General features: G+C 35.6%; 20 protein-coding genes. 12 read left to right on the top strand and 8 right to left on the bottom strand.

Going from position 1 to position 25,950, the window contains the following annotated elements; all coding sequences use genetic code 11:
* Positions 1-21 precede the first annotated feature (21 nt).
* From BC008_RS22475 to BC008_RS22460, 4 genes are all read left to right on the top strand, one after another.
* The gene (locus BC008_RS22475) at positions 22-1,674 is read left to right on the top strand and encodes an MFS transporter (RefSeq protein ID WP_027842071.1); all 1,653 of its coding nucleotides are present in this window, start codon (positions 22-24) and stop codon (positions 1,672-1,674) included.
* 490 nt (positions 1,675-2,164) lie between these two features.
* Positions 2,165-3,385: an MFS transporter gene (locus tag BC008_RS22470; protein WP_027842072.1), complete on the top strand. Its 1,221-nt coding sequence runs from the start codon at positions 2,165-2,167 to the stop codon at positions 3,383-3,385.
* A 158-nt stretch (positions 3,386-3,543) separates the two neighbouring features.
* Positions 3,544-4,500, top strand: a complete 957-nt coding sequence (locus BC008_RS22465; protein ID WP_058183844.1) for a c-type heme family protein — start codon at positions 3,544-3,546, stop codon at positions 4,498-4,500.
* 443 nt (positions 4,501-4,943) lie between these two features.
* Complete coding sequence (locus BC008_RS22460) at positions 4,944-5,354, top strand: hypothetical protein (RefSeq protein ID WP_027842074.1); 411 nt, start codon at positions 4,944-4,946, stop codon at positions 5,352-5,354.
* Positions 5,355-5,663: 309 nt separating this feature from the next.
* Here BC008_RS22460 and BC008_RS22455 read toward each other — a convergent pair whose 3' ends face one another.
* The 3 genes from BC008_RS22455 to BC008_RS22445 all read right to left on the bottom strand — a co-directional run bounded on the left by BC008_RS22455 (position 5,664) and on the right by BC008_RS22445 (position 9,955).
* Complete coding sequence (locus BC008_RS22455; protein WP_027842075.1) at positions 5,664-7,148, bottom strand: serine/threonine-protein kinase; 1,485 nt, start codon at positions 7,146-7,148, stop codon at positions 5,664-5,666.
* A gap of 428 nt (positions 7,149-7,576) precedes the next feature.
* A complete protein-coding gene (locus BC008_RS22450) occupies positions 7,577-8,740 on the bottom strand; it encodes a DUF1822 family protein (RefSeq protein ID WP_027842076.1) in 1,164 nt (387 codons plus the stop codon).
* A gap of 3 nt (positions 8,741-8,743) precedes the next feature.
* Positions 8,744-9,955 (bottom strand): sigma-70 family RNA polymerase sigma factor, encoded by a 1,212-nt coding sequence (locus BC008_RS22445; RefSeq protein WP_027842077.1) that lies wholly within the window; start codon positions 9,953-9,955, stop codon positions 8,744-8,746.
* 562 nt (positions 9,956-10,517) lie between these two features.
* On the opposite strand from BC008_RS22445, the gene BC008_RS22440 reads away from it, so the two are divergent.
* Complete coding sequence (locus BC008_RS22440; RefSeq protein WP_027842078.1) at positions 10,518-13,088, top strand: caspase family protein; 2,571 nt, start codon at positions 10,518-10,520, stop codon at positions 13,086-13,088.
* A 72-nt stretch (positions 13,089-13,160) separates the two neighbouring features.
* On the opposite strand, the gene BC008_RS22435 is transcribed toward BC008_RS22440, so the two are convergent.
* The gene (locus tag BC008_RS22435; protein WP_235595908.1) at positions 13,161-14,099 is read right to left on the bottom strand and encodes a c-type heme family protein; all 939 of its coding nucleotides are present in this window, start codon (positions 14,097-14,099) and stop codon (positions 13,161-13,163) included.
* A gap of 717 nt (positions 14,100-14,816) precedes the next feature.
* Between BC008_RS22435 and BC008_RS22430 the strand changes: the two genes are divergently transcribed.
* Together BC008_RS22430 and BC008_RS22425 are read left to right on the top strand one after the other, a co-directional pair.
* On the top strand, positions 14,817-15,278 hold the full coding sequence (locus tag BC008_RS22430) for an HIT family protein (RefSeq protein WP_058183843.1): 462 nt from the start codon (positions 14,817-14,819) through the stop codon (positions 15,276-15,278).
* A 338-nt stretch (positions 15,279-15,616) separates the two neighbouring features.
* Entirely contained in the window at positions 15,617-16,084 is a 468-nt protein-coding gene (locus BC008_RS22425) for a GNAT family N-acetyltransferase (RefSeq protein WP_027842081.1), read from the top strand.
* 16 nt (positions 16,085-16,100) lie between these two features.
* Here BC008_RS22425 and BC008_RS22420 read toward each other — a convergent pair whose 3' ends face one another.
* The 3 genes from BC008_RS22420 to BC008_RS22410 all read right to left on the bottom strand — a co-directional run bounded on the left by BC008_RS22420 (position 16,101) and on the right by BC008_RS22410 (position 19,374).
* Positions 16,101-17,858, bottom strand: a complete 1,758-nt coding sequence (locus tag BC008_RS22420) for a tetratricopeptide repeat protein (protein ID WP_027842082.1) — start codon at positions 17,856-17,858, stop codon at positions 16,101-16,103.
* A gap of 43 nt (positions 17,859-17,901) precedes the next feature.
* Positions 17,902-18,372 carry a hypothetical protein gene (locus BC008_RS22415; RefSeq protein WP_027842083.1) on the bottom strand — a complete coding sequence of 157 codons (471 nt, stop codon included), beginning with the start codon at positions 18,370-18,372 and terminating at the stop codon, positions 17,902-17,904.
* A 165-nt stretch (positions 18,373-18,537) separates the two neighbouring features.
* Positions 18,538-19,374 (bottom strand): TrmB family transcriptional regulator, encoded by an 837-nt coding sequence (locus tag BC008_RS22410; protein WP_027842084.1) that lies wholly within the window; start codon positions 19,372-19,374, stop codon positions 18,538-18,540.
* A gap of 108 nt (positions 19,375-19,482) precedes the next feature.
* Here BC008_RS22410 and BC008_RS22405 point away from each other — a divergent pair, with 108 nt between their 5' ends.
* The 5 genes from BC008_RS22405 to BC008_RS22385 all read left to right on the top strand — a co-directional run bounded on the left by BC008_RS22405 (position 19,483) and on the right by BC008_RS22385 (position 24,730).
* Entirely contained in the window at positions 19,483-20,448 is a 966-nt protein-coding gene (locus BC008_RS22405) for a branched-chain amino acid transaminase (RefSeq protein WP_027842085.1), read from the top strand.
* Positions 20,449-20,547: 99 nt separating this feature from the next.
* On the top strand, positions 20,548-21,249 hold the full coding sequence (locus tag BC008_RS22400) for a hypothetical protein (protein WP_027842086.1): 702 nt from the start codon (positions 20,548-20,550) through the stop codon (positions 21,247-21,249).
* Between the two features lie 355 nt (positions 21,250-21,604).
* Entirely contained in the window at positions 21,605-23,395 is a 1,791-nt protein-coding gene (locus BC008_RS22395; RefSeq protein WP_058183842.1) for a GMC oxidoreductase, read from the top strand.
* A gap of 259 nt (positions 23,396-23,654) precedes the next feature.
* Entirely contained in the window at positions 23,655-24,182 is a 528-nt protein-coding gene (locus BC008_RS22390; RefSeq protein WP_027842087.1) for a dihydrofolate reductase family protein, read from the top strand.
* 179 nt (positions 24,183-24,361) lie between these two features.
* Positions 24,362-24,730, top strand: a complete 369-nt coding sequence (locus tag BC008_RS22385; RefSeq protein ID WP_027842088.1) for a hypothetical protein — start codon at positions 24,362-24,364, stop codon at positions 24,728-24,730.
* 399 nt (positions 24,731-25,129) lie between these two features.
* Here BC008_RS22385 and BC008_RS22380 read toward each other — a convergent pair whose 3' ends face one another.
* Positions 25,130-25,834 carry a sensor histidine kinase gene (locus BC008_RS22380; protein WP_082650597.1) on the bottom strand — a complete coding sequence of 235 codons (705 nt, stop codon included), beginning with the start codon at positions 25,832-25,834 and terminating at the stop codon, positions 25,130-25,132.
* Positions 25,835-25,950 lie beyond the last annotated feature (116 nt).

The following is a 25,950-nucleotide window of genomic DNA, read 5'->3' as shown; positions in this document are numbered from 1 at the left end:
TATTGATATTATTTTAAATGCATGAACAACTTATCTATACAATCACAGCATAACAAATCACAAAATGTCGCCAAAGATAAAAATCTTTACATAATTGTTGGTGTGACTTTGACTGCAATTATGGGTGGATTAACAATTGCACCTATACAACCAGCTTTAGCCGAAAAATTCAATATTTCAAGTGCTGCGTTGGTAATGACGGTTTTTATGATTCCAGTTGGAATTGCAACTCCTATATTAGGAGTTTTAGCTGATCGTATTGGCATTAAAAAGGTTTTGGTTCCTTCATTGATACTGTTTGCAGTCGCTGGAGGTTTCGCCTCTTTTTCAGAGGATTTCAATACACTTTTAGGGTGGCGATTTTTACAAGGTTTAGGTGCAGCACCCCTAGATTCTTTAGCGCTCACCATGATTGGGAATATATATACTGGCAGAACTATTGCTACAGTCATGGCAATCAATGCTAGCGTAATTGGTATTTCTTCAGCCATTTACCCGTTAATCGGTGGAGCTTTAGGAGAATTAGATTGGCGATATCCATTTTTACTTGCAGTTTTTGCTTTCCCTCTTGTCATGTTGGTGCTCATGGTTCTGAAATTACCTAAAAGACCAACTGATATTCCCAAACAAAATCTCAGAGCCTATTTAAAAAATACTTGGAAAAGCGTTAATAATCGTTCTGTTGCCGGACTTTTGTTTGCAATAGGCGCTACATTTATGATTCAGTTTGGAGCTATTATTACCTTTATTCCTACTTTAGCGGGAAATTCTTTTGGTTCCTCTGAGTTTACTAATGGTATTATTCTTTGTACATCTTCATTTGTTTTAGCTTTGACTGCTTCGCAGTTGGGAAAATTATCGCAATTAACCTCAGAAATTAATTTAATTAAAATTTCCTTTCTTATTAGTGCTTTAGCATTATTTATTACTCCATTACTTCCTAGTTTGTGGCTGCTTTTAATCCCCAATGTTCTGTTTGGTATATCATTAGCTTTTGCACTACCGTCAAGTCTGGCGCTGTTAACTGGACTTTCCAGACAAGATTCCCGAGGTGGATTTATGGCTGTTAACGCCAGCGTGCAATCTATGGGACAAGCATTGGGTCCTATGCTGGGGAGTTTTGCTCTTAGTCTATGGGGAATACATGGAGTTTTTTTTAGTGCTGCTACTTTTGCAATCATTTCCTTCGTAGTATTTGGTGTTCTACTGACTCCAGTTATTCAAGGTGCTTCTCAAGGTACTTCTAAAGAAAATTCAATTTCAATTTCAGAACGAGAAGTTGGTGTTGAAGTTACCGAACAACTTGTAAATCCTCCATCTTTTGCATCTCCGACAATTTTACAAACGCCAGTTCCACAACTATTTCATCTAGAGACTAATAAGGTAATTGAGTTACCTGAAGATTTCTCAATCATAACAATTGGTAAGTTGAGTAAAAGTGAAGTTCCAGATATCAATTTATCTGAATTTCCCCATGCTGAATTTGTTTCGCGCAAACACGCCCAAATTCGTTTTGATGGGAAAGACTACTTTATTCAAGATATGGGTAGTGCTAATGGTACTTACATTAATAAATATCCAATGCTTCCTGGAATTTGGTACAAGATAGCTCCACAGGTTCGTATTGGTTTCGGGAAAAGGGATATGGTATCTTTTGTGTTTCAAATATCCTGAGAACAATAAATTATAGTTTTTTTATTTGCTTATTAATAATTAAGTAATACAGATTAAATAAAGTACAAAATTAGGGTGTTATTAGCGCAGCTATAAGTGTTGCGTAATATATCATCCCAAATTCCAGAATTGCAGATTATTAAATTATTCTTACTGAACGTAATTTTAATCATATTTTATTTTGCTCTGCGTAAAATAATTGCGCAGAGAATATTTTTTTATTGTGATATGCAATATCAAACGTTATTTAATTAACTCATTATTTAATCAATTGATGATGCTATCCATCTCGTGAAACTCATGAATTATATATCTTTTACATAATAAAAAAATGCATAAATTAGTTTATCTGTACCCTACAAATAACTAGCTATATAATCCAATCTTAATCGATATAAATTGTGGGATTAAATTTCATTTTTAGAGTTTTAGCCCACGTTAATTATCTAACTATGAACCATATAAAATTAACATTTACTAGACAAAAACAATGAATACATCATCAACAAATTTTAATTCTAAAATAAAAGGTAATATCTACCAAGATAAAAATATTTTTATTGTTGTCAGTATCACTATGATAGCAATTCTACCTTTGTTTAGTGTTAGTCCAATGCTACCGAGTATTGCTGAAGCATTGAACGTATCGCTAGATCGCATGGGATTAATAATGGCTGCTTTTTTAATCCCAGTAGCACTTGGAACTCCAATTTTTGGGATTTTGGCAGATCGTTTTGGTTTTAAACAAATTCTAATCCCCTCATTACTAGTATTTGCCCTCGGGGGTATTTTGTGTGCTTTTGCACCAAACTTTCGTAGTCTTATAGAATGGCGAATTTTACAGGGTCTTGGTGCAGCAAGCTTAGAGTCTCTAGTTCTCTCAATTATAGGTGGTTTATATACCGGGAAAAAACTAACTGCAGCTATGGCTGTGAATGCGACTGCGATTGGTGTCGGTTCCACATTTTATCCTCCTTTAGGAGGGGCGTTAGCCGCAGTTAATTGGCGATACACTTTTGGGCTATCATTATTAGCAGTTCCTGTTGCACTACTGGTATTGCTAGCACTTAAATTACCAGAAAAACGATATAGCAATCGGGAATTTGAACTCAAAAGGTATATCATCAATGTCGGTAAGAGTATTAAAAATCGTCAAGTTTTGGGACTGTTTTTAGCAATTATTGCTTTATTCATGATTGAATTTGGAGCATTTTATACTTTTACTCCAATAATGGCTGGAGATACCTTAGGTGCTTCAAGCATGGAAATTGGAATAATATTTACTACGAATTCCATATCCCTAACATTTTTTGCTTTCCTTGTGGGATTATTTGCTCGCAGAGTTTCTGAAACTAGATTAATCCAAATCTCCTTGGTTATTTTTTCTGTAGCTTTGTGGATAATTCCTACAGTTACCTCAATCAAAATGCTAGTAATTCCTTGTATTTTAATTGGGATAGTTGAAGCGCTAGCTTTTCCTTCACTCCAAGCTTCTTTAGCCAAGTTAGCCCCAAAAGACTATAGGGCTGGTTTTATGTCACTTAATGTCACGGTTCAATCAATTGGAAGGGCAATAGGTCCAATTTTAGCTGGGATAATATTCGGAATTTCAGGAATACAAGGAGTTTGTTATATTGGTAGTGTTATTATTATATTTTCCTTAATATTATTTAGCTTTTTAGTGAGTTATAAGCCCAAAAGTAAGTCATAACTATGAGCTTAATCAATCTGAATTTCATAAACTTGTAAACTTGAATTCAATAACTTTAATATCAAGAAGTTAATATTCAATAAGTGAAGAATTAATCAAATTGGTAATAATGAATAAAAATATTACCAATTATTTATTACGAATTACAAATAAGTAAAATGTTTAGAAAAATTGAGAAAATATTTCGAAGTTTAAGTTTAGCTAGGAAATTAACTATTTTACTCACGGTTATATTTTTAGGAGGAATCATATTTAGTGGTATAGCTTTCACTAAAATCCTCAACTATAAAGCTCAAGAAGAAATCACCTCTAATACTAAATTATTGTTTAGCACCTTAAATTCTGTTCGCTCTTATACAAGTGTTGAAACAACACCTGAATTAAAAGAAAGGTTAGAAAAAGAGGAGTTTTTACCTCAGATAGTTCCTTCTTATGCATCTCGGAGAGTCTTTGAGAAACTACGTCAAGATGAGTACAAAGATTTTTTGTATAAAGAAGCAATGCTAAATCCCACTAATCCTAAAGATAAAGCTGATGAGTTTGAAGTTAAAATTATCGAAAAACTTCGTAAAACTGCCGATCTAAATGCTGAAATATCAGGATTTAGAAATTTTGGTAATGAGAGATATTTTTACATTGCTCGCCCTTTAGCAATCACTGAATCTAGTTGTTTGGAATGTCACAGTACGCCAGATGTTGCACCCAAAGCAATGATTGAAATGTATGGCGATAAAAATGGATTTGGCTGGCAATTAAATAAACCATTAGGTACTCAAATTCTTTCTATTCCAACCACGGAAGTTTTGCAAAAGGCAAATACATCACTTGCAATTGTTATGAGTATTGTAACTGTAATTTTCGCCTTTACTATTTGCATGACTAATTATTGGGTAAAACGATATGTTGTTCGACCAATCAAACATGTTGTTAATGTTGCTGAAGCTGTTAGTACTGGTAATATGGAAGCTGAATTTGATAAAAAATTTGGTGGTAAAGTTAGTAAAGATGAAATAGGTAATCTAGTAGAAGCGTTTACCAGAATGAAGATAAGTTTAGTAATGGCAATTAGAGCTTTAGAAAAATATCGTTTTAATACCAATAGAGATAAGGATTAATTCTGCTGATATTTAGTAAAATTATTTGGTAAGTTTTAACAATAAACTACCACCGCTTAGTCTAGGAATATTGGGTTTTAATTCCTAATAGGATTTTTAGTAAGTTTCAACGGGGGTTGGGCGTTTCATCAATCCCTGATAGGGATTTTGGTAAGTTTTAACCTTCTATCTTGTTCCCACCACAGCAACCAATCACGTTTCAATCCCTGATAGGGATTTTGGTAAGTTTCAACTGCTCATTATAGAACCCTTACCATATTTAGTTTTCAAGGCTAAATCTTGTTTTAATACACACGGTTCGCCCATTTTAAATTGAGTTAGAAAAAAGCTGAACGATTTAATCAGGGTTCTAGCTTGTGATTAAAATGTACTTTCGTCCTGACTTTGTGTAATCGTATAAAAATAGAGTTGCAAGAAAAGTGCTACTGACGACTACAGGAAATATGAACACTAAGAAACACTTCCAATTGCTTCCATACAGCTTCATTACTTGGCTCATTTTTTACATAATTGGACTTCCCGACTATTACCAGCAATGGTACTTTTGGGCAAAAATTGTAGTTTGTGTCTTCGTCACACTCATCTATTTTCCGATTACGCAATATACCCTCAAAAAGTACTGGACTGACGGCAAGCATTTGGTCAACTCGTGTTGGCTGGCCCTATACCTGACGCTTCCGCTTTTTGTATATGACTATCTGCTGCTGGCCGTTTACAAGGGGCTTGGAATCGGGTTTGTTATTCCATACTGGTATTTGACGTTCTTCTACTTTTCTTTCTGGATTCAATTTCCTCTTGTCGGTTGGTGGATGCAACGCACCAAAACGCAGAGTGTGGAAGCAAGCGCAAGATAACAAGGCAATGCGTGTAAAATTCTTCTAGGAACTGCGTTAAGTTTTAATACCTTCATTAAATTTCGTCTTCTAGAAGTCTTTCATGATAATGCTTTCAGCCACGTTGGCACTTTGTGACACCTTCTCTGGCATTACCCCAACAGGTGGTTTCAAACACCTACAGATTGGCGCAAAAGAGCAGCAAATATAAATCAAACATTATTATTCTTGCGTGGGTTCTCATCACCAGTAAGTTTAATTTTTGGTTCATAACAACTGCAAAAAAATTAAAAGCGAACAAAAACTAATGTTATCAATTGACTATCAAAGCTAATAAAACGATCTGATTCGGCGCTTAAAATTTTCTGCTCTCTCTGAATCAGGTATTTGTAATATTAGATTTTCGATCAATTCTTCTGGTGTTAGATCGGGGTTACCATTTAAAGTATCATCAATAATAATACTAGCAAATGGCCCGACAAAAGTAGTAAGTTCTCTTCGACAGTTCTCGATGAATTTTGGACTAAAAGTAGTTACTGGATTTAAAGATTCATCATTATTATTATCCTGTACTTGAGAAGGACTTGAATAACGATATAAATAGTTTTGTAGCCGATTTCTTAATGCTTCTGCCTTTTCTGGCTGAGAAATTGCTTCACTAAGTACTTCTACCAGTTTTTCAGGTGCGATTGCAGGATTACTTTCTAAAGTACGTTGCATTAAAATTTTTGCAAAAGGACCAACAAAAGAAGTTAGTTCTTGTTGACAGTAATTAATAAAATTTTGACTATCAGCTATAGTATCTTTAATCTCTGGTTGAGAATTTAATTGAGTGTCTTTTCTAAGTCCTTTTTTATTATCTGAAGATATAATTTTTTCTTCTAAATATTTTTCTGGTATTGTATGAGACTGATTCTCAGATTTTAAATTATTTGTTTGTACAGTTGTAGGTAATATATTGATATCAGAATTATAATGCTGCAGTTCTAATAATATTTCTTTGGCTGATTGATAACGTTGAGTTGGTTTTTCTGCGAGCATTTTCCTCAAAATTCGACTCAAATCATCACTGAGTCTAGCATATGATTCCCAGTTCCATTCTAAGGAACTATCTATGAGCATGAATGGTGCTTTACCTGTCAATAAAACAATAGCGCAAACACCTAGCGCGTAAAGGTCACTACAGGGGTAGCAATAGCCCATACGTAATTGTTCTGGTGGAGAATAACCAATTTTTCCTACCACCGAACCACACATTTGTTGTTGACTAGATTCAACAGCAAAAAATTGAGTAAATTTTTCTTTTACGACTCCAAAGTCAATCAAAACAGGTTTGTTTTGTTGCTTGCTAAACATGATATTATCTAGTGATATATCACGATGGATAATATGTTGCCCGTGAATATAATCTATAACTGGTAATAGTTCTAATAGCCAACTACGGACTTCAGTTTCACTAAATGGCTGTTTTGTTTTCGCCAAGCGTTCGCTTAAAATCTTAGAAAAGGTCTTGCCGTCAATAAATTCTTGAACAATAAATAACCGTTCTTTTTCCGTAAAGCAAGCTTTAAACTTTGGAATTTGTGGGTGTTCAATTTGGTATAATACTCTTGCTTCCCGTTGAAAGAAATTTTGGCATCTGCGAAGAATTTCTGGGTTGGAATTTGTAGAGATAAATTCTTTCAGAACGCAGGATTCGTCAAAACGTCGAGTGTCTGACGCTAAATAAGTTCTACCAAAACCTCCCTGTCCCAGAAATTTTTTAATGACATAACGGTTATCGACCAGGGTTCCGCGATAAATTTCTGTAAGCATGGTAATTTATTCAGTTTTAATTTACAGGTTTACAGGTGACTAGTTGCAGGTTAGTTATTTTTGTTAGATTTGGGCTTTAAAATATACAGCACACAAACTGATGAAGTAGGTAATCAAATTCTTCAGTCATACTTAATTAGTACATGATAACGCGAATCGAGAGATGACTAAAAGCGTGAAGAATTAATAAAATTTGGCAGGAAAATTTTGTTGCGCAACGATTTTCATTGCACCCTGGAGAAAAAATTTTTTTAAATCTATGACTTTCGACTGATCTTCAGTCAGTAGTATTGAATTGTGTCTTAAACTAGATAGATATGGAATAGCCTTTATTTATTTTGAGCTTGGTCATCGGCATAACTAGAAGTTAGCTTAACAATAGCCAAGTACAACAGCGCATTATTATTTACTTCTTCAAAACTGTTTGTTTAAAAAATCAAAATTTCCCTTTCAAAATTTTCTGGTAGTGGTTCTACTTCCCAAACCAATCCTTCTTCAGATTCTGATAAAGCAACATCTATATAAAGGCGTTCCACATAAGTTTTTGCTTTCGCTTGGTTACCAGGAAATGGCTGTAAGTCTTCAGTAAGTAGTTTTAATTTAAATCCACTTGGAATCATTGCGTTAGGATTGGTATTTCGCAATTCAAAACGCCATATTCTATCTTCGATTTTATCTTTGGGTTGTATTCGTAATTGATACGTTTGATTATCAATGATTAATTCTCTTACTATCATTTGTAGTCCTGATGCTGTTTCAGCACTTCGCGCTCCGAGGTGAGCAGGTCGTATCTGGATGCTTCTCCACCCTGCAGATGTAGCTATATTTGATACACCTAATTGCATCCATTGGGGAACTGACCACTGTTTTCTAATTCCTTGGCGAAGTTCGTATAAGCGTTGTCTCCAACCTCCATGTTCTAATAATGCGCCCCAAGTTACAAATGGCACTTCTAAACGGGGTAAAAGTAATTCTGAATTTCCTAAACGCACTAGTAGGTTTTTGATTTGCGCAGATCCTAATTCGGGTAGAGGTTTAACTTCAGCACGGGTAACTTCTCCAGGACAAAGTTGATGTGTTACCCACAAAACACTCAGATCTGCAATTAAGTTTTCTCCATTTAAGCAATAACTGCGATCGCTCAAATCTTGGCGAGCTTGGTTTTTTAATTGTGCGTGAGTAGTGTAGCCCCAAAACCTTACCCACTCTTCTTCTGGATTAACTTGTACTGCTACGTAGTAATCAGCCACCCAACCTGGAATATCTACCCATTCTTGAGGAACGCGTAATTCACTTAAGTCGATCGCATCACTGGGGATCAACACTAAACGCATTCCCTGAAAGTCTATTGCGGTACCATTAACGACTTCCCAAAAACTTGGTAATGCAGCAGAATTAGGAAAAATACTTGCACCAGGTGCATATTCCTGCAACCAGGGAAGGAAAGCATTGATACTTAAGCGATTCAAATAAGCATTCCAACAATTGCTTGCTGTAGAAAAAGATTGACTTTCTTCCCAAGCTTGTTGTTGTTCGCTTTGGGGTATTTCTAACCACAAATGGTTTAATTCCGTCATTGGTGTGACAATCATGGTCTAATTCTCCATTTCAGAGGTCGGAGGGTTAAATTTGAGTTTTAACCATTCCTTCATAAGGGTACTTATATAATCAAGTACCGGTGGGTTTAAAGAGATATGCAGCGACTCTTTACAGTAAGCAGCAAGCTTGTAAAGTAAAACTTCCCTTGATTTACTAAGACGACGGGAAATATTATATTGCTTCATTTCCAGCTTTTTGGCAATTTGCTGTTGGCTGAGTTCGGCACCATAATATAACTGGATAATTTTTCTTGATTCTTCATCAAGCTCTTCCAATGCTGTAAGTAAAACACTTTTAATTCTATCTTGCTGAACCTCTCTGGCAAGCTTCTCCTCTTGAATAACAATTTGAGATATTGGTGATTTTTCTTCATCTCCTGGTAAATCATCAATTAGTTCCCTGGAAGCTTCACTATTTCCATGGGGTACATTCAATGAAATATGGCTGGGATAAAAATAAGCACGCACAGCTTTTGCACTAGCTACCATCCACTTTTCAATAATTTCAGGACTGCATTCTGGCGTGTTTGTAGGTAATTGCTTCAGGCGTTGATTATTGTAAAGTTCAGCTATTGCTTCCCATGTTTGTAGGGTTGGTTTTTGCAGTTTGCGGGTTCCAGTACGTTGCGTAGGAGTATAGAGCATTTGGTAACATTTCCAAGCTAAGATGTAACGCTCTATAATTTTTGAGTTCATTCCAATATTTTCTAAGGATTCTGTCAACCGCTTTTGAGTCAGTTTTCGTAACAATCGCCAATTAGTACAAATATCAATTTCCTGCTCTTGACGCAATAATTCTTTGAGTTCGCTACTAAAAATTGCACTTCCATAATTTTTGAGACCGAAACCCATTTCAGGTTTGAATCCCTTTAGGACTTTATCGGTACGAGCGATCATCATTTGAAAGCAGTCAGATACCGTATATTGTGGGGAATAAATATTTTTAACAGTTTTACTCGCGACCCAATAACATGTTTCTTGCAAGTAGGCTAACAAGTGTTCTTTTGCTAGACTTTTTGGATTGTCTTGCCATTGTTTATACCAATAAGTTACCCAAAAATTTTCCGAATTTTCGATTTCTGATGAATATACTTGGGAATTTACTATATTTCGCCTTAACCTCCCATCAGTTACCCAACCAATTGCTTTATCGCTATCAAATTGTAAAAAGGTTGTGAATAACCTGATAATGGTCTTGCGTGCTTGCATAATTGATTCCTCATTATTTGCATAGGTACAGCATAGATTTATCTACATAACTAATAAAGCAAAGTACGCAATGAGGGAATTTTTATTTCGAATTTTTCTTTTGAATGTTTATTTTTCTATTTACTAGTTTATTACAAGTGAAAGTTTTTATAATGATATTTAGTGGTTCTGAGTTTACTGAAGGAATACCATACAAGTAGTGAATCTAATATTACTAAGTAATACTTGAGATTTACAAGTTGCCGTTGTTGTATAAGAGTCACTAATGTGATATCGATGTATATTTTATTGTAAAAACTATTGCTGTCAAGCCTTGGAAAATCAAGGGTTCGAATATTTATAAGCGTACAAGAAGTATATTATTTTGGTTTTCAACTTCCTAAATATATGCTTATAAAAACCTTAATCGTTATTTGAGATTAATTTTTCTTCCCTATTTCTTCTCGATTATCTTTTAATTAGTTAGTTATTGAGATAGGTCTCAGCAATATTATTTGTGGTCAAAGCTCGATGATTATCCCTATTTTTTATTTTCAAAGCTATTAACATTAAGGAAATCGCTATGTCTCCTATAGGTATTGGTGCTAGTCACTCTACATATACATTAAGAACAGGAGAAGCTAAACTGTGGATTTTATTGGTAGGCGTTAACCAGTACCAGGATAAAAGTTTACCTTCTTTACGTTATCCTGCTGTGGACTGTAAAGGTTTGGGAGATGCTATGACCCAAGCAATTCATAATTTTCCCAATAAGGAAGTTATTGTCCATAACGACTTTACAGAAAAACCTCCTACATTAAGCCAAGTTCGTAATAGCTTAGGAAGAATAGTCACTCAAGCACAATCCCGTGACTCAGTAATATTGTACTTTTCCGGACATGGAATGTTAGATGAAGATACTCAGCAACCAGTACTGTGTATGGCTGACACTCGTAAAGGTGACCTGCTAAATACTGGTTTAGTAATGCAAGAATTATTACAATTGCTTGGGAGTAGTTCAGCCCACCAACAACTCTTATGTTTAGATACCTGTCACAGCGGGAACGTAATGTTGTTGGGAGGAAATAGAGGTCTATCTAGGGATGCAGGTGCATCAGAAGCTTTAATTAACTCCACACCAAAGTTTATGGAGTTATTACGACAACGCGCTGCTAAAAGCAAAGGATTTTGTGCTTTACTATCTTGCGATCACGGACAGCAATCTTGGGAGTTTCCTGAGTTGGGGCATGGAGTTTTTACTTATTATTTAATGCAGGGGTTATTGGGTGGAGCTGCAGATTATCAAGGTATTATCGAGGCAGATGGTCTGTATAAGTACGTTTATCGTCATACACTGCAATATATCAACAAGTTAAATCAACAGTTACGTTTAATTAATGAACATAAACTACGTCGTGGGGATAGCGAACTTTATCCAGAATATCCACTACAAACTCCAAAACGCATTGTGGAAGGAGTTGGAGAATTAGTTCTGGGTTTCAAGTCTCACTCCGTTCAATCTCGAGTTCAATCTTCAAAACAGCGATATGCTTTTACTGTTGATGGGTTAGGAAATACAAAGACTACCACTAATCTTGCTCGTTTTTTAGGTGGTTCTGGTGAATTTGAAGTGGAATATTATCTCGATAACAAAAGTTCTTCAAACTTACGAGCAAGTATTCAACAATTTATCCAACAAAAGGGGAGAGTTCAAGCACAAATTAATTCTGGATCTAATGTATCTGGATATAACATAATTCAAAATACTCCAACTAAGCTGCTATATTTACGTGGAAAAATTGAGGAAATAGAAGAAGGAGAAGCTTGGTTCGTTTTGGATTCTGGAGCCAGATTGAGTCGTTCTTGGTTAAGACAACAGTTGCGTCATTCAGGAATATGCAAACAAATAATTATCTTGGATTGTCCTGGAGCTAATGGTTTAGAAAGTTGGGTTGAAGATTTACAACTCAACTCGGAGCAAGCACAATGCTTAATAGCAGCAGCTTCTCCAATCGGAAGACCAGAATTATTTTCTCAGATAATTATAGAAACTCTTGCAAAATCTGAACCTTTTACGGGCTTATCGGTTGCTGAATGGATTACTCAGTTGCAAAGTGCTGTTCAAAGAACTGGTATTAAGACTTATACTTGGTTGTCAGGTACTCGAGGAGTAATTGATATTTTACCAGGTAATATCTCAGCTGCTTTTCAAAGATCACAACAGCTCGACACCCAACGATCGGAACATCTAAGATCCCATTCAAATTCACATAGTTATCCAACTAATACCGAACCCCCAACAACTGTATATAATGGTACGCCTATACAGCCAAATAATGCTAAAAATTATGATGCTCAAGCACACTTATCGGATGATACTTGCGGTAAGTCACAAATCGTACCCAAAACCGAAGCATCACTTCCTGAGTTTGAAAAATCTTTTACCAATCCTACTCGTTCCTTCGCCCTAAATGGTCAATACTATACTCAAATAGAAAATCTACTGAAGCAATTTATTGGACCTGTTGCAGTAACTATTCTAGAAAATGTATTACCACAATCTAGAAATTTTCAAGAACTTGTGGGGATTTTGGCTTCATTCACATTGCCAGAACATAGGAATAAATTCAAAGAGCAAGCAATAGCCATTTTAAAACATGTAAATTCACAAGGTCTAAGTTCAAACAGTACAAATTCAAATAATATAAACTCAAATAATCTGGGGTTACAAAATCCAACTTCAGGAAGTGCAAACCAGCAAAATATATCTTCACCTAATTTAAGTCCAACAAATCCTAGGTCGAGAACTTCAACATCAAGAAATTCAACCTCAAGAAATCCAACATCAAGAAATTCAACCTCAAGAAATTCAACCTCAAGAAATTCAACTTCAAGAAATTTAACTTCACACACATCTAACTGTAACCCTCAAAACAAAAATCAGAATTTTGAGATAGATGCTAAATTTATCCACGAATGTACGCGTGAGCTAGCTTATTTAGTTGGTCCTTTTGCTAATTTTATAATTCAAAATATACTGACAGAAAATCAATATATTTCTGCACTAGAATTAGTTAATAAAGTTGCAGAAGTTATTCCCGATCCAATGCAGGCCGTGGAATTTAAAATTAAAATGCTGGAGAAAATAAAATAATTGCAAAAGTGAAAAATTAGATTACCAACAAACACTACTACTATCTTTGTTTTCGATTTTGTATATTATTTATTATCGTATTCTTTGATTTAACATATTTACTGCGATTTCTAAACTATATCTCATTCTGTTAAAAGATTCAGCTAATGCTCCAATCTCATCTTTATCCTGTTTTTCAAATTTTGCTTCCATGTCACCGATACTTACTTTCTCTGCAACTTTAGCTATATTTTTGAGCCGCCGTAATATAATTTTTTTCAGAAAAATATTCATAGCTATAGCAATGGAAGCAAAAATGCTAGATAGAACTCCAATAACTAGATAAAAGGAACGACTGACATTATTAAAAATTTCTTGTGCAGGAACGTAAATGATTTGAGTCGCAACTATTTCGTTTAGCTTCCAGCCAAAACCATTTTTCCTCCCATAAGTCGCAATTTGACTTCTAGGAGCTTTTTCTGGAGTACTATGACAACGCAAACATGATTCATCTTCTATTTTAAAAGGACGGGCAATATAAAAGAGATTTTCTCCAGATATGTTGCGAAAACCATTTATAGATTTTAAATTTGAACTCTTTTTAAAGTTATTTACAATTTTTGTTTCAAATACATCAGCTTTATCTCTCAGGTTTACTGGGTTTAATGTAGCATCTTTGTAAAGAAAATTACTGTACTTTTTGTCATAACGAAAAATTTCAAATACTTCCCTGACCGAATAACTTGGTATTGCTTGGGATATAAACCTTTCTTCTGTATCAAATCTTGGCTCCAAAATAGGTTCTACCTGAGTGTTTGTATATTTTCTAATTGAGTTAACCATATGCATGAGATCCTGTGCGTTGCTACTAATCTCACTTTTTGCTTTTTGTTCTAATACTTGTGACAGTGCAACACCACTAATTAAAATACCAGATACGAAAACTAAGATTAAAATTATGTTTACTTTCTTGCCAATTTTCATTGTTGCTACTAGTTGCTGAGATATAGCTAATGGGTATATTACCCACATCAGAATCGCTCAGATATGAGAGCATAATATATAAATTAATCAACTAAATTTGATGTTAATCTGACTTTTCTATCTTAAAGTTAACTTCATCTTCTAACTCAAAATAAGAAACTTGCAAAAATGTATTAAGTCAATAATTAACACCGAGATTAGCTAACATAATTAATGCTATTCTGTAAGAAAGAGTTCAAAATTTCATTTCTAAGTAGTAAGAACTCTTGCAGAGTTGAAGATGAAAATTATCTTCATAAATCACTGATATAAGTTCGATATCTTGCTGACACAACAACTCAAACAACAAAAATAATTAATATATTACTGGCAAATGATATCTTGTCTCGTAAATATCTTAAAGCAAGTACCTTAAATTTTATGACTTCAATTTTACTAAGTATGTTCTACTTATAATTTTGTCCACTATAACCCCCTAAAATTTAACCAAATATATAGCATTAAAATCGAATATATTCTCATCGTTACCGGTCATATAATAAGTCTAACGTTTTTTCTATTATTGTGATAAATATATTCAAAGTGGAATCAGTCTCCACTTATTTACATAGTATAACTATCAATACTTTTATAGATTCGGAGTAGAGCGTAAGATAAAACCTTAATTCCATAGGTATATTGATAAAAAATAAGGCTAAAACGCCGATTGAAGATATCAAAGTAATAAAATAAGAATTATATTTGTAACCAAACAAAAATACAAATGTGAATAAATGTAAAACCTGCGAACTTATTAGTTTACGCGATCGAGGTAAAGCTCCACTATGGGATAATATTTATCGTTATCAAAATTGGGATGTAGTTCACAGTTTTAATAGTACTTTACCTGGGTGGCTGCTTTTAGTTGCTCACAGACATATAGAAGCAATTGATCAACTGACTGAAAATGAATCTATTGACTTGGGTGTAGCAGTTCGTCGTGTTTCTATTGCTTTGAAAAAAGTAACTGGCTGTGTGAAAACTTACGTAATGCAATTTGCGGAATCACCAGAACATCCCCACGTTCATTTTCACATTGTTCCTCGCATGGTAAATCAACCAGAAGATTACAAAAGTACTAAAATCTTCAAATATCTTGGTGCTTCAGAAGAAGAGCGAGTTAGTGAGACGAGAATGAATGAAATTGCAGCGCAAATTCAACATATTTTGATTTCTATGGAGTCATAAAAATCATAGGAGTAATTGAGATTTGCATTTATAGCGCTACGCGCAAGTAAAAAGTAAAAAGTCATTAGCATAGCGTGTCCGTAGGAAATAAGCCTGATACCTATGGCTTAAGCGGGTCCTAACGTAGCTTCGTAGTGCTATATTTCCTAGTTCATGTGATGAACTCGATCTAAAGTCAGCTTCTCAGCATCAATACGAATAAAACATCTGTTTATTTGATTGGGTTCTTCGAGAGCCATCTTTTTACCTAAAGCTTGCATATACCAACGGTAATACAATACACTACAACTAGATTACATGTAGTGTAAAAATCCAAATAAATAGAAAATCTAAAATAAATGAATATTCGAGAAGCTCAAATAGAAGATATTGAAACCATGTTTGAAATTAGAACTAGCGTGACTGAAAATCATCAGTCTCGGGAGGAGATTTCTGAATTGGGTATTACTCCAGAAACAGTTACTCAAATGTTGCAAAATGACTGTTGTGCATGGATCGCAGATATCGATGGTAAGTCGATTGGTTTTTCAATTGCTAATGCAACAGACAAAACAATTTTTGGGGTATTTGTCCTTCCATCCTTTGAGGGTCGCGGAGTGGGTAAAGCTCTGGTACAAAAAGCTGAAGAATGGTTATTTTCCCAAAACATTGAGGAAATTTGGCTGTTAACAGGAAATGACCCAAGTTTAAGAGCTTATGGTTTTTATCTTCACCTGGGATGGAAGCCTGCAGGTGTTATCAAAGATGGTGATATGGAAGGAGAGATGAAATTTGTGAAAGCTGTATATCGGAACTCATCCACGTAAAGCCTCTGTTTTTATCTTAATTTAGATCGGACTTTGCCCACTTATAGCGCTTTGGATCTTTGTTTAGAAGATATTCTACAACTGCTATGCGTTTATCCTTATCTTTTGTCATTCTGACAATTCTTTCAATTTCATCGTCTGTATCGTTAGCACCCCGTTTTGCAGCCATATCAAACCAGGTATCGCCTTCAGTATATCTACCTTGGTCATAACAAATCGCTCCCATTAAAGTGTAAGGCTGGTGGTTATCAGGTTGGGATTCCATTGCTTGCATAGCGCAACTTTCTGCTTCTTCCAATTGCGCCAAATCGCGAAAAGCAGCACCTCTTGTTACTAGCAAAGCAGATTTAAGGTCAGCCTCTCGCACCTTATTCCAATTTAGATTTTCTGTAAGTTTTAAGGCTTTTTTTGGTTCACAAGCTTTACGCCAGTTACTGCTTGCACTAGGTAGATTCCACTTATTCCCAGTTCGTTGATACTCTTGTTCGTAAAATATTGCTTCTAACCTGCAGTGAGCGATCGCAATTTTTCCACCTTTGGACAGACTGTCTTCTTCAATTAATTGAACTACCTGTTTTGGATCTAACCTCTCTTCACGCTCAAGTTTGAGCATAATTAAGTAGAATGGGTCTGCTGGTAAATTATGACCTATAATCCGATATTTACTTTTTAAAGATTGAAAATGAATTTTATGAGCAATTGCTGCAGTTTCAGGAAGTCCTTGTTCTGTTAACCAATTAATATCTTTTTCACGTAGTTCAGATTTGAAATGTTCGGGAAATGTTTGAATTATTCTCAATAATTTTGAAACACCTGTGTCACAAGAAGCCATTCTTATCAGCACTTTAAATAAGTGATCACTTAGACGCACCTGTGGTGAACACGCATCCCCTGTGGGGATATCGCAAACTTTTGTATCATTATGTTGAGTAGCATGATACGTTTCTTTTAGTTCGATAAATAATCTGCTTATTCTTTGTTCTTCATCTAGTTTAATTAGAGAGTTTAATTTTTTCTTTTTTAACCATTGCCCATCTTTATGGTTTAAAGTGTCTCCAGAATCTAGTTTTTTTAATATGGCATAAAGTTTGCTAGAAATAACGGTTTCTGGATAAGAATCAACCTGATATTTTGATTTTAATTCCAAGAATTCAAGTTCGGCTTTTCTTATATTTTTTTGCTGTTGATAAGTTTCAAATACTTCTTGTAACCCTGAATTTAAAAGCCATTCCGCTTCAGAGTCAGATAGCTCTTCTTTTGCAGAAAGCTTTTTCAGGATGAGATAAAGAGGTTCTTCAGGAAAAATATTAGAGCCTTGAGTAACTTTGAACTTATTTTTTAGCTTTAAAAAATTTTCAATGTCTTTGATTAAAGCAATTGTTTCTGAAAGATTATGAGTACGTAGTATTTCAATATCTGAATTTGCCAGTTTATAGTTGGTTTCTAATTTCCACAGTACTGAATCGATGGGACTAGCAATCGGAAGCTCTATATTATCTGGAATGCGATATTTGGCTCGCAGTTCCATTAACTCAGATTTTAATCTCTTTTCTTCCTCTGCTTCGTATTGCTGTAAAGAAATGGAGTCAACACAATTGAACAGACGATTTTCTGTTAACCATTGAATCTCTAACTCTGTCACCTGCATACCTAACTCAGCTTTTCGCAATATTAAATAGAGAAAACTATCAAACGTAACATTCCCAGTACTACCTATTTTGTACTTTAGCTTTAGGCGATCGAAGTGTATTTTTTGTAATTTAGTATCATTCATGTTTTACAGAGGGCTATTAACACTGCAGACAACAAAGTCATGACTACGAACTACGATTTTGGCTGAATGCTTCTTTCAAGTCCGATCTCAATTCTTCTATATTCCGCTGACGCATCAAATTTGGACTTTCTAACAATTTGGCTTTAGTGTCGTACCAACCCCAGTTAACTCCTATCACTTCTTCATCAATAAGTCTGAGATCGTTGAAGTCTGCAACCCAATGAACTTTAACCCATCGAAAAATACCCCACAATTCTTCTTTTTTCCACTGGCGTTCATCTTCACTTTTTTCATTAACCAGTTCAACAACATGAGTCAAGTACCGCTTATTATCACCTCTTCGTCTTTGAGAAAGGACGATCGAAGATTCTTTTTTTAGATTTGAAGCATGAGTTTCTACACCTTTACCCTGTTTGAAATTCAACTGGAAATAAGCCCCAACAGGGTAGCAATCATACGCCCAACCACGATCTGCACTGACATTTTTGATATAATCCAAACGATTAAAATCCATTGTTTTACCTATAGCCTGTAAGCATTTAGAGGATTGCTGAAAAAAAGTATGAAAAATTTATGTAGGTACAGTTTGATACTTAAAATCATAAAATCATAACTTTACAGAGTACATCAGCATTTATTCTGATTCAGACATCTCTTTCCATTACCAATTCCCAGAATATTAAATTAACTGATGCGGATCTACTCCCTGTGGATCCACTGTCCCCTGTCCCCAAAGTGTTTCAAAAGCAATCTGTAACATTTTTGCTAAACCTGGATGATTAATACTCAGAGCAGTAAAACTGGGAGTACTGACTAAAGGATCTTGCAATGATAGAAGTATCGTCCTCTTGTCAAATAGTTGCATTTTAAAAGGAACTTCTGGAACGAAACGAACTTCCTGTCCCCATTCCTGACATTGACGAATAAAATCACGACTACTCGGATCTTCCCAAATACTATATTCATAGATACTGCGGTAAGTAATTCCGCGTTCAAGGGGATTTTTTACTAGCTTTAGTCCTTCTTCGTAGCCCAATAACGAAGGATAAGTGAAGAACACAATAATACTTTCTTCAGCCGATTGGGCTAAATTACTTCCCCGTTCGACAATTCGATTGGGCTCTGAGAGTACCTCAATATAAGCTAAAGGGTCTTGGGTCTTATGTCCGGCTAAATACAATGGTGCTAACGCAGTCACAAGTTCTTTGGTCTGTTGATTTTGTCGCGCTATTTCTGCTTCGTACTGACGTTGTTTTTCTTGTACCAGATTTGGTAAAGCATTACTGGGATCTACAGCCTGAAAGAGTCGTTGTCTACCAGAACGACGCTCTACACATAAACCGCGATCGCACAGGGATGCTAACACGTCGTAAATTCTTTGTCGAGGTACTTGGGCGCGAGTTGCAACCTGAGACGGAGTGAAGTCCTGTCGTTCTAATAAACTCAAATATACTGCAGCTTCATACCGAGTTAGTCCTAAACTAGTAAGATTTTCGAGCTTTTGCGGATCGGGCATTGATTGACACCACTAATGAGTGGTGTTATTTTAATGTTCATGGTGAACTATTTGCAAGCAGATCAAATTAAACATAAATATTGAAGTAAACATTGAAAAATCAAAAAAATGAATACTACTGCAACAGAGCAAACAGCTAAAGCTGGGGAAAAATCTACTCCCTCTTTTCTCCCACAAGCTTATTTGCAAGGGAGCTTTTTGCCTTTTGAACAGGCTCAAATCTCTATTGCAACCCACGCTCTACATTACGGTACAGCAGTATTAGGGGGAATCAGAAGTCTACCTTCACCAAGTATTTCTAATCAAATTTTATTATTTCGCTTAGATGCTCACTGTCAAAGGTTAAGTAACAGTGCTAAATTTCTTGGATACTCCATAACCTCAGATTTTCTCAAATCCACTCTGCTGGAGTTTGTCTATCTCAATCAACCAAATTATCCTTTTTATTTGCGACCCCTGATCTACACTTCTGGTTTGGGAATAGCTCCTCGACTTCATGAAATTGAGAAAGATTTTCTGATTTACGGTTTATCTGTGGGTAGTAATTTATTTGCACCTGAAGTACGCTGTCGGATTAGTTCTTGGTGTCGTCAGGAAGACAGAAGTCAACCACTCAGAGGTAAATTAAGTGCATCTTATATTGCTTCGGCACTAGCCAAAACAGAAGCTGTTAACTCAGGGTTTGATGAGGCTATCATGATGAACTCCCAAGGAAAAATCAGTGAGGCTTCAGGGATGAATTTGTTTCTAGTGAGAAATGGTGAGTTGATCACCCCTAGCTTTGACCAAGATATTCTAGAGGGGATAACCCGAGACAGTATCATTACTATCGCCTCGGATTTAGGTATTTCAGTTCGAGAAAGACCAATAGATAAATCGGAGTTATTTATTGCTGATGAAGCTTTTCTTTGTGGCACAGCCGCACAGATTAGTTCTATCTTGAGTATTGAAAATTACTCTTTTCCCGAACAACGTCCAATGACTGAAATGTTACGCGATCGCCTAAAAGCAGTAATGGAGGATCGAGAGCCAGAGTATTCTCATTGGGTTACCAAAGTTCAACTACCTGACTAAACTTAATATTGGTGAGTTGTTTCTTTTTTAACGTAAGATTACTGAAGAGGGTAATTCACTATAGACAATTCACCATATATATTCTAAATATTTAAGCTTATGAAACTTAATGAAGTCGTTCCTTGGGGAAGATCGCTGGAAGAATACAAGTCAATGTTCAACATGAATGAAACGGACTTGAATAAGAAAATTTTAGGTTGTGGTGATGGTCCAGCCAGCTTTAATTCTGAAATGACAGCATTAGGATATTCTGTGATTTCGATCGATCCAATTTATCAATTTTCTGCCGTACAGATAAAGGAAAGAATTCAAGCAAATTACGAACCGATAATTTCTCAAGTCAAGCAAAACGACGATCGCTACATGTGGAATAACTTCCGCGATGCAGATGAGCTTGGTCGCGCTCGTCTTGCTGTAATGGAAAAATTTTTGTCGGATTATCAAGCAGATAATTCATCGCAACGCTATTTACCCTTATGTTTACCAACTCTAGACTTTCCTGACGGTCGCAACGCGCATGCCCTTCGGGCTTATCGCTTCGAGCTATGTTTATGTTCTCATTTGCTTTTCCTTTACTCCGAACACTTATCCCTTGACTTCCACATATCATCTATCTATGAACTGATGAGGATAGCTCCAGAAATTCGTATTTTTCCTTTAGTTAAGCTTGATTGCAAACGATCCCCGTACATTGATTCAGTTATCCAAGAATTTTCTGAGCAAGGTTTTCAAGTAGAAGTACAAAATGTTAGCTATGAATTTCAAAAAGGTGGTGACCAAATGTTAAAAATTCAACGTTAAAACCCTATCTGAGTTTTAATCTACTCTAAGTATTAATCAAAAGCGTAGCTTATGAATAACTACGAATTCAGCTTATGGAACTGAAATTTTAACTTGAGACCAGATGTAAATTTATTTATAGGATAGAATACAAGATTAAAAATATTTTCGGTACCAAATTCATATCACAAGAATTCATGATAAAAAAAACTTCAAATCTTAATGAAGTGACTAATAAAAGCGTCATTCTTAAATTTTCTGCAAACTTAACTTAAATTAGTCTTGAAGGCGGTTGTATTTCAAGTGTTGTAAATGATAACAACTACAGTTGTGAAGGATAACGACAATACAGAACAAGTTACACCGCCCTTAAATAATGTTTACGATCCGGTTTAATACAATTGATTTTCGTCCCGATTTGAAGATTTCCCTACGAACTGATGCCACAGGTTGGGACAACAATATTGCAGGCAAATACATTGATGATGGTTGGCAATTTGAACTATCCCATGCGGATTTTGCCCATGGGTTTAATTTCAAATTCATTTTAGAGAACGTCTACTGGATGTTTGGCGATAACTTGTTTTTACAACCTGCTCAGGGAGATGTTTATTCCTATGCAGCACCCGCCATTCAATTCCCACCAATGCAAGAGGTGCGCGTTGAAAATTCTTCTGTCCAACAGATGTTCTTTCAACCCAATTTAGACGAAGAGAAGTTATACGACGTCATAGTAGTTGGATCGGGAATGGGAGGAGGTATTCTAGCCGATCAACTTTCAGACCTAGATTTGGATGTTTTGCTGTTAGAAGCAGGTAGTTATCTTTTCCCAACTCATATTGCTAATTTGCCTCGTCAACATCAAATCGGACAATTTGATAAGCATGTTTGGGGTCTATGGGATGAGTTTCAAATTCCTAATTACATCAATGCTCCAGAATCAAATTATAACGGAGCACAAGGCTTTAACCTAGGTGGTCGTTCCATATTTTGGGGAGGATTGATCCCCAGAATGCAAAATTACGAAATGGAGTCATGGCCCCAAGAAATCAAGTGGTACCTTGAAGATAGTGGCTATCAACGGGCAGAGGATTTGATGAACCGATCCCCACAACCACCATCTCCTTATCATCAATTGGTAAAACGTGAGATTCGAAACTTTTTACCGGATTATAATCACTTCGATGCACCTATTGCGGTTCAATATAACAACGGTAATTTAGGAACTATACCCGTGGGTATGTTCTCCACAGCAGATTTGTTGATGGAATCTCGCCTCACTAATTCCCCCAAAGGAAATCAAAATCTGACTGTTAATCTCAACCATGCGGTTGTGAAGTTAGAAAAAACAGAAGGTCGAATTTCTGGAGTCACCGCTTATGATTTGATTGCCAATAAACATCGTACTTATAAAGGAAAAGTTGTTGTTCTTTGTGCGGGAACAGTTGAGAGTGCGAAGTTAGCCCTACTTAGCGAATTAGACAATGCATCAGAGAAAATTGGTGTAGGAATTACAGACCACCCTATTTTCTTTACACACTTTGCTATACCTTTGGAGTCCCCTTACTACACTGCACTGGACAGCAGTAAACTCCTTTCTCAGCATAAAAATGCTAATGATAACTCTGAAGAACATTCCTACAACATGGTGTTGGAACTAGGTTCGGATTTGAACCAAGGGCGATACGTGGATGATGACTTGCTAGCAGAGCACGTGACAATGCTGGGTAATTCCATGCTTTGTGAAATCGTATTTTTACTAAATGCACCTTTATTAGAAACTAATAACATCACTCAGGATGGAGCTTCTGTAGTAAAACCAGTGGTTCAGATGGAGCCCAATGAAGTCTCACCAGAGTTATGGAATGAAATCAACGATCTGAAGAACAATATCATTAACTGGTTGGGTGGCATTCCATTAGCAAATGAAAGTTTAGACCTCAAGCGATCTGACTTGGGTGGTGTTGCTCACGAAGTGGGAACATTGCGTTTGGGTGAAGACCCCACAACCAGCGTGGTCGATCCCAACCTGAAATTCCATGCATACGAAAACTTGTATGCTTGCGACTTATCTGTTTTCCCAACATCTCCTGCTGCAAATCCAAGCTTAACCTTGGCTGCATTGGCGATTAGATTAGCTGATCGCCTCAAAAAAGAAATAGCCTAAAAACCACCTCGTAAAATTCTTGGGAGTTTTTCAAGAATACTCGCAACAAACCACAGATAAGCAATCTTTAGGGGCGTGCTTCGGTACGCCCTTGTTCGTTATTTTTTTATTGATTGGTTTTCTGGAGAAAAAATAATAGTGCCAAAATTGGCTATACTGGCTAACAAATCGCCAAGGCAATATTAATTTTTATATCATTATTTAATTTAATTGTTATTTGGTTATTCAAATAAATACTGGATACCTATAATTTACAAGCATGGTAGAATTTATTATTTATATTGCAACGAGTATTGATGGATATATAGCCCGCTCCGATGGAAGCATTGATTGGTTGCCATCACCTGAAGATGGTGAAGAAGATTTTGGTTACAACAAGTTCTATGATTCTATCGATGCTGTGATCATGGGTGCTACAACTTACAAACAAGTTTTAGGGTTTGGAGATTGGCCGTACCCAGGTAAAATATCTTATGTGGTAACGAGTCGAAATCTATCCACTAAACGTACTGACGTATTGTTCGTCAAAGGTGGTGTAGAAGAAGTTCTCAAGAATATTAAAGAAAAAGATTACAAACGAATATGGTTGATGGGTGGTGGCAATCTTATATCGTCATTTATTAATAGGGGTTTAGTGAATGAATACATCATTACAATCATTCCAACAATTCTAGGCTCGGGAATTTCCCTTTATCAATCCGTCACAGAGCTAAAACTCGATCTTGTTAATACGAAGTCTTATTCTTCTGGTATTGTTGAACTTCGTTATAAAAAAAATTGGGTGTGATGCAATTTTATATTTAAACCTAAAAACTTAAAATCTATATACAGATAGATGAATAAATATACTAAGTCTGTAAAATAACATCCTGGACAAAGTTTTACCCATGTAGAAATAACTAAGTAAAACATGGTAAATACGTCTAGGATTTTTTGCCATAGTTCGCTGAAAGGAAGTATAGAGTTATGGATTATACTGTTTTAGAGACATTTACAGATCGAATGGATCCATACTTTATAATTCTCTGTGCGAAATTAGAACAAGAAGAAATTACTTTCCACCTAACTCCATCTCACCCAACAAAAAGAGATCGAAATATTGTTCTTGGTGTTCCGACACAGTATTTCGAACGAGCAGAAAAAATTTATGCAGAGGTCAAAGATTTATCTGTTGAAAGGTTAGACTTATTGAAACAGCGTATAGCGCTTAACTCTAGGACTCAAGATCTGCTCGCTCGCAGTCAAGGCGGTAAGTTCAGGTTAGATCGAATATTGCTCCTGGTTGTAATTATTATGATTATATTTATTGCGATCGCATTCCTCATCATTCGCTAGAGACTGTTAAAACAAAGTATAAAAATAATCTTATTAAAATTTAATACTAGTAAATTTACTAGAGGTCGTGCGGAAAATCTCCCAGCATAATCCATTTTGGACCAGCGAACGAATTGGATATTTCAATGAAAATGAGGTTAATGTGCATTTTATGTATAGAAAGATTACCAAATGTCACGTCCACTCAGAAACAGACGAAATTTTGTTCGTCCTTAATAATCGAGTTGTAATTGAGACAAAATATACTTATTTTCCTCTTCCGCAAAATGATTTTGTGAATAATTTAGTTAATTATACTTTCCAACGAACAGGTTAATTACGTGTAACTGATAACCATGAAGACGAAAGCACTCCACGTTCATTTACTTATTGGTAGGTCTAGACCAGATGACGGTAGCATTAGTTAGACACGGTAATTTCTTTAGGAAAAGTTATGGTAAAAGTAGAACCCTCTGTTGGTTTTGAAATTAGGTCGATTTTTCCCCTCAGTATTTTCACCAGCTTGTCAACAATAGCTAATCCTAAACCAGTGCTATCAGGAGAGTAAGTCGCAGACGTTCCGACTCTGAAATAAGATTCAAAAATTTTAGTTTGAGCTTCTGGACTGATACCAATTCCCGTGTCAGTAACAATAATCGACCATTGGTCATTCTCATGATCTTCACAAGTTATGGTAATAGTTCCCGATTCAGTGTAACGAATGGCGTTGTTTACCAAATTAGTAATAATTTGTTGTAACCTTAAGGGATCGCTTAATACTTCTTTGGGAGCGCGATTGCAATCCAGTATCATTTCCAGATTTTTCTGACGAGCAGAAGCATCCAAAGCTTCAACTACCATTTTTACATGCGATTGTACATTAATTGATTCTAAATTTAGCGTTATTCTCCCCGCTTCGTAGCGAGATATTTCTAAGGTATCATTAATTAGGCGTAATAATTGTCTACCATTTTTAATTACCTTTTCGGTAAGCTGTAAATTCAAAGATGTATCTTGCTCTTGAGCAATTTCCTGCTGTTGTCGTAATAATATTGATGAAAAAATTATTGAGTTGAGAGGAGACTTTAATTCGTGTGCTAAATGGGAGACATTTTCTTTTTGCATCGCCACTAAGCGAGTTAATTCTTGATTGTTAAGGGCACTCGCAAAAATAACTTCCTAATAAAAATAATTTCCCGTACACTCTTCATATGAAGAGTAAACTGATTCTAGAAACAAAT

It is taken from the genome of Mastigocoleus testarum BC008 (genome assembly GCF_001456025.1).
GTDB classification, from domain to species: Bacteria; Cyanobacteriota; Cyanobacteriia; order Cyanobacteriales; family Nostocaceae; genus Mastigocoleus; species Mastigocoleus testarum.
This window is presented reverse-complemented; position numbering and strand designations above follow the sequence as displayed.

Coding starts and splice junctions, on each gene's coding strand:
- BC008_RS22475 (WP_027842071.1), top strand. CDS start 22: ATGAACAACTTATCTATACAATCACAGCATAACAAATCACAAAATGTC.
- BC008_RS22470 (WP_027842072.1), top strand. CDS start 2,165: ATGAATACATCATCAACAAATTTTAATTCTAAAATAAAAGGTAATATC.
- BC008_RS22465 (WP_058183844.1), top strand. CDS start 3,544: ATGTTTAGAAAAATTGAGAAAATATTTCGAAGTTTAAGTTTAGCTAGG.
- BC008_RS22460 (WP_027842074.1), top strand. CDS start 4,944: ATGAACACTAAGAAACACTTCCAATTGCTTCCATACAGCTTCATTACT.
- BC008_RS22455 (WP_027842075.1), bottom strand. CDS start 7,148: ATGCTTACAGAAATTTATCGCGGAACCCTGGTCGATAACCGTTATGTC.
- BC008_RS22450 (WP_027842076.1), bottom strand. CDS start 8,740: ATGATTGTCACACCAATGACGGAATTAAACCATTTGTGGTTAGAAATA.
- BC008_RS22445 (WP_027842077.1), bottom strand. CDS start 9,955: ATGCAAGCACGCAAGACCATTATCAGGTTATTCACAACCTTTTTACAA.
- BC008_RS22440 (WP_027842078.1), top strand. CDS start 10,518: ATGTCTCCTATAGGTATTGGTGCTAGTCACTCTACATATACATTAAGA.
- BC008_RS22435 (WP_235595908.1), bottom strand. CDS start 14,099: ATGTGGGTAATATACCCATTAGCTATATCTCAGCAACTAGTAGCAACA.
- BC008_RS22425 (WP_027842081.1), top strand. CDS start 15,617: ATGAATATTCGAGAAGCTCAAATAGAAGATATTGAAACCATGTTTGAA.
- BC008_RS22420 (WP_027842082.1), bottom strand. CDS start 17,858: ATGAATGATACTAAATTACAAAAAATACACTTCGATCGCCTAAAGCTA.
- BC008_RS22415 (WP_027842083.1), bottom strand. CDS start 18,372: ATGGATTTTAATCGTTTGGATTATATCAAAAATGTCAGTGCAGATCGT.
- BC008_RS22410 (WP_027842084.1), bottom strand. CDS start 19,374: ATGCCCGATCCGCAAAAGCTCGAAAATCTTACTAGTTTAGGACTAACT.
- BC008_RS22405 (WP_027842085.1), top strand. CDS start 19,483: ATGAATACTACTGCAACAGAGCAAACAGCTAAAGCTGGGGAAAAATCT.
- BC008_RS22400 (WP_027842086.1), top strand. CDS start 20,548: ATGAAACTTAATGAAGTCGTTCCTTGGGGAAGATCGCTGGAAGAATAC.
- BC008_RS22395 (WP_058183842.1), top strand. CDS start 21,605: ATGTTTACGATCCGGTTTAATACAATTGATTTTCGTCCCGATTTGAAG.
- BC008_RS22390 (WP_027842087.1), top strand. CDS start 23,655: ATGGTAGAATTTATTATTTATATTGCAACGAGTATTGATGGATATATA.
- BC008_RS22385 (WP_027842088.1), top strand. CDS start 24,362: ATGGATTATACTGTTTTAGAGACATTTACAGATCGAATGGATCCATAC.
- BC008_RS22380 (WP_082650597.1), bottom strand. CDS start 25,834: ATGCAAAAAGAAAATGTCTCCCATTTAGCACACGAATTAAAGTCTCCT.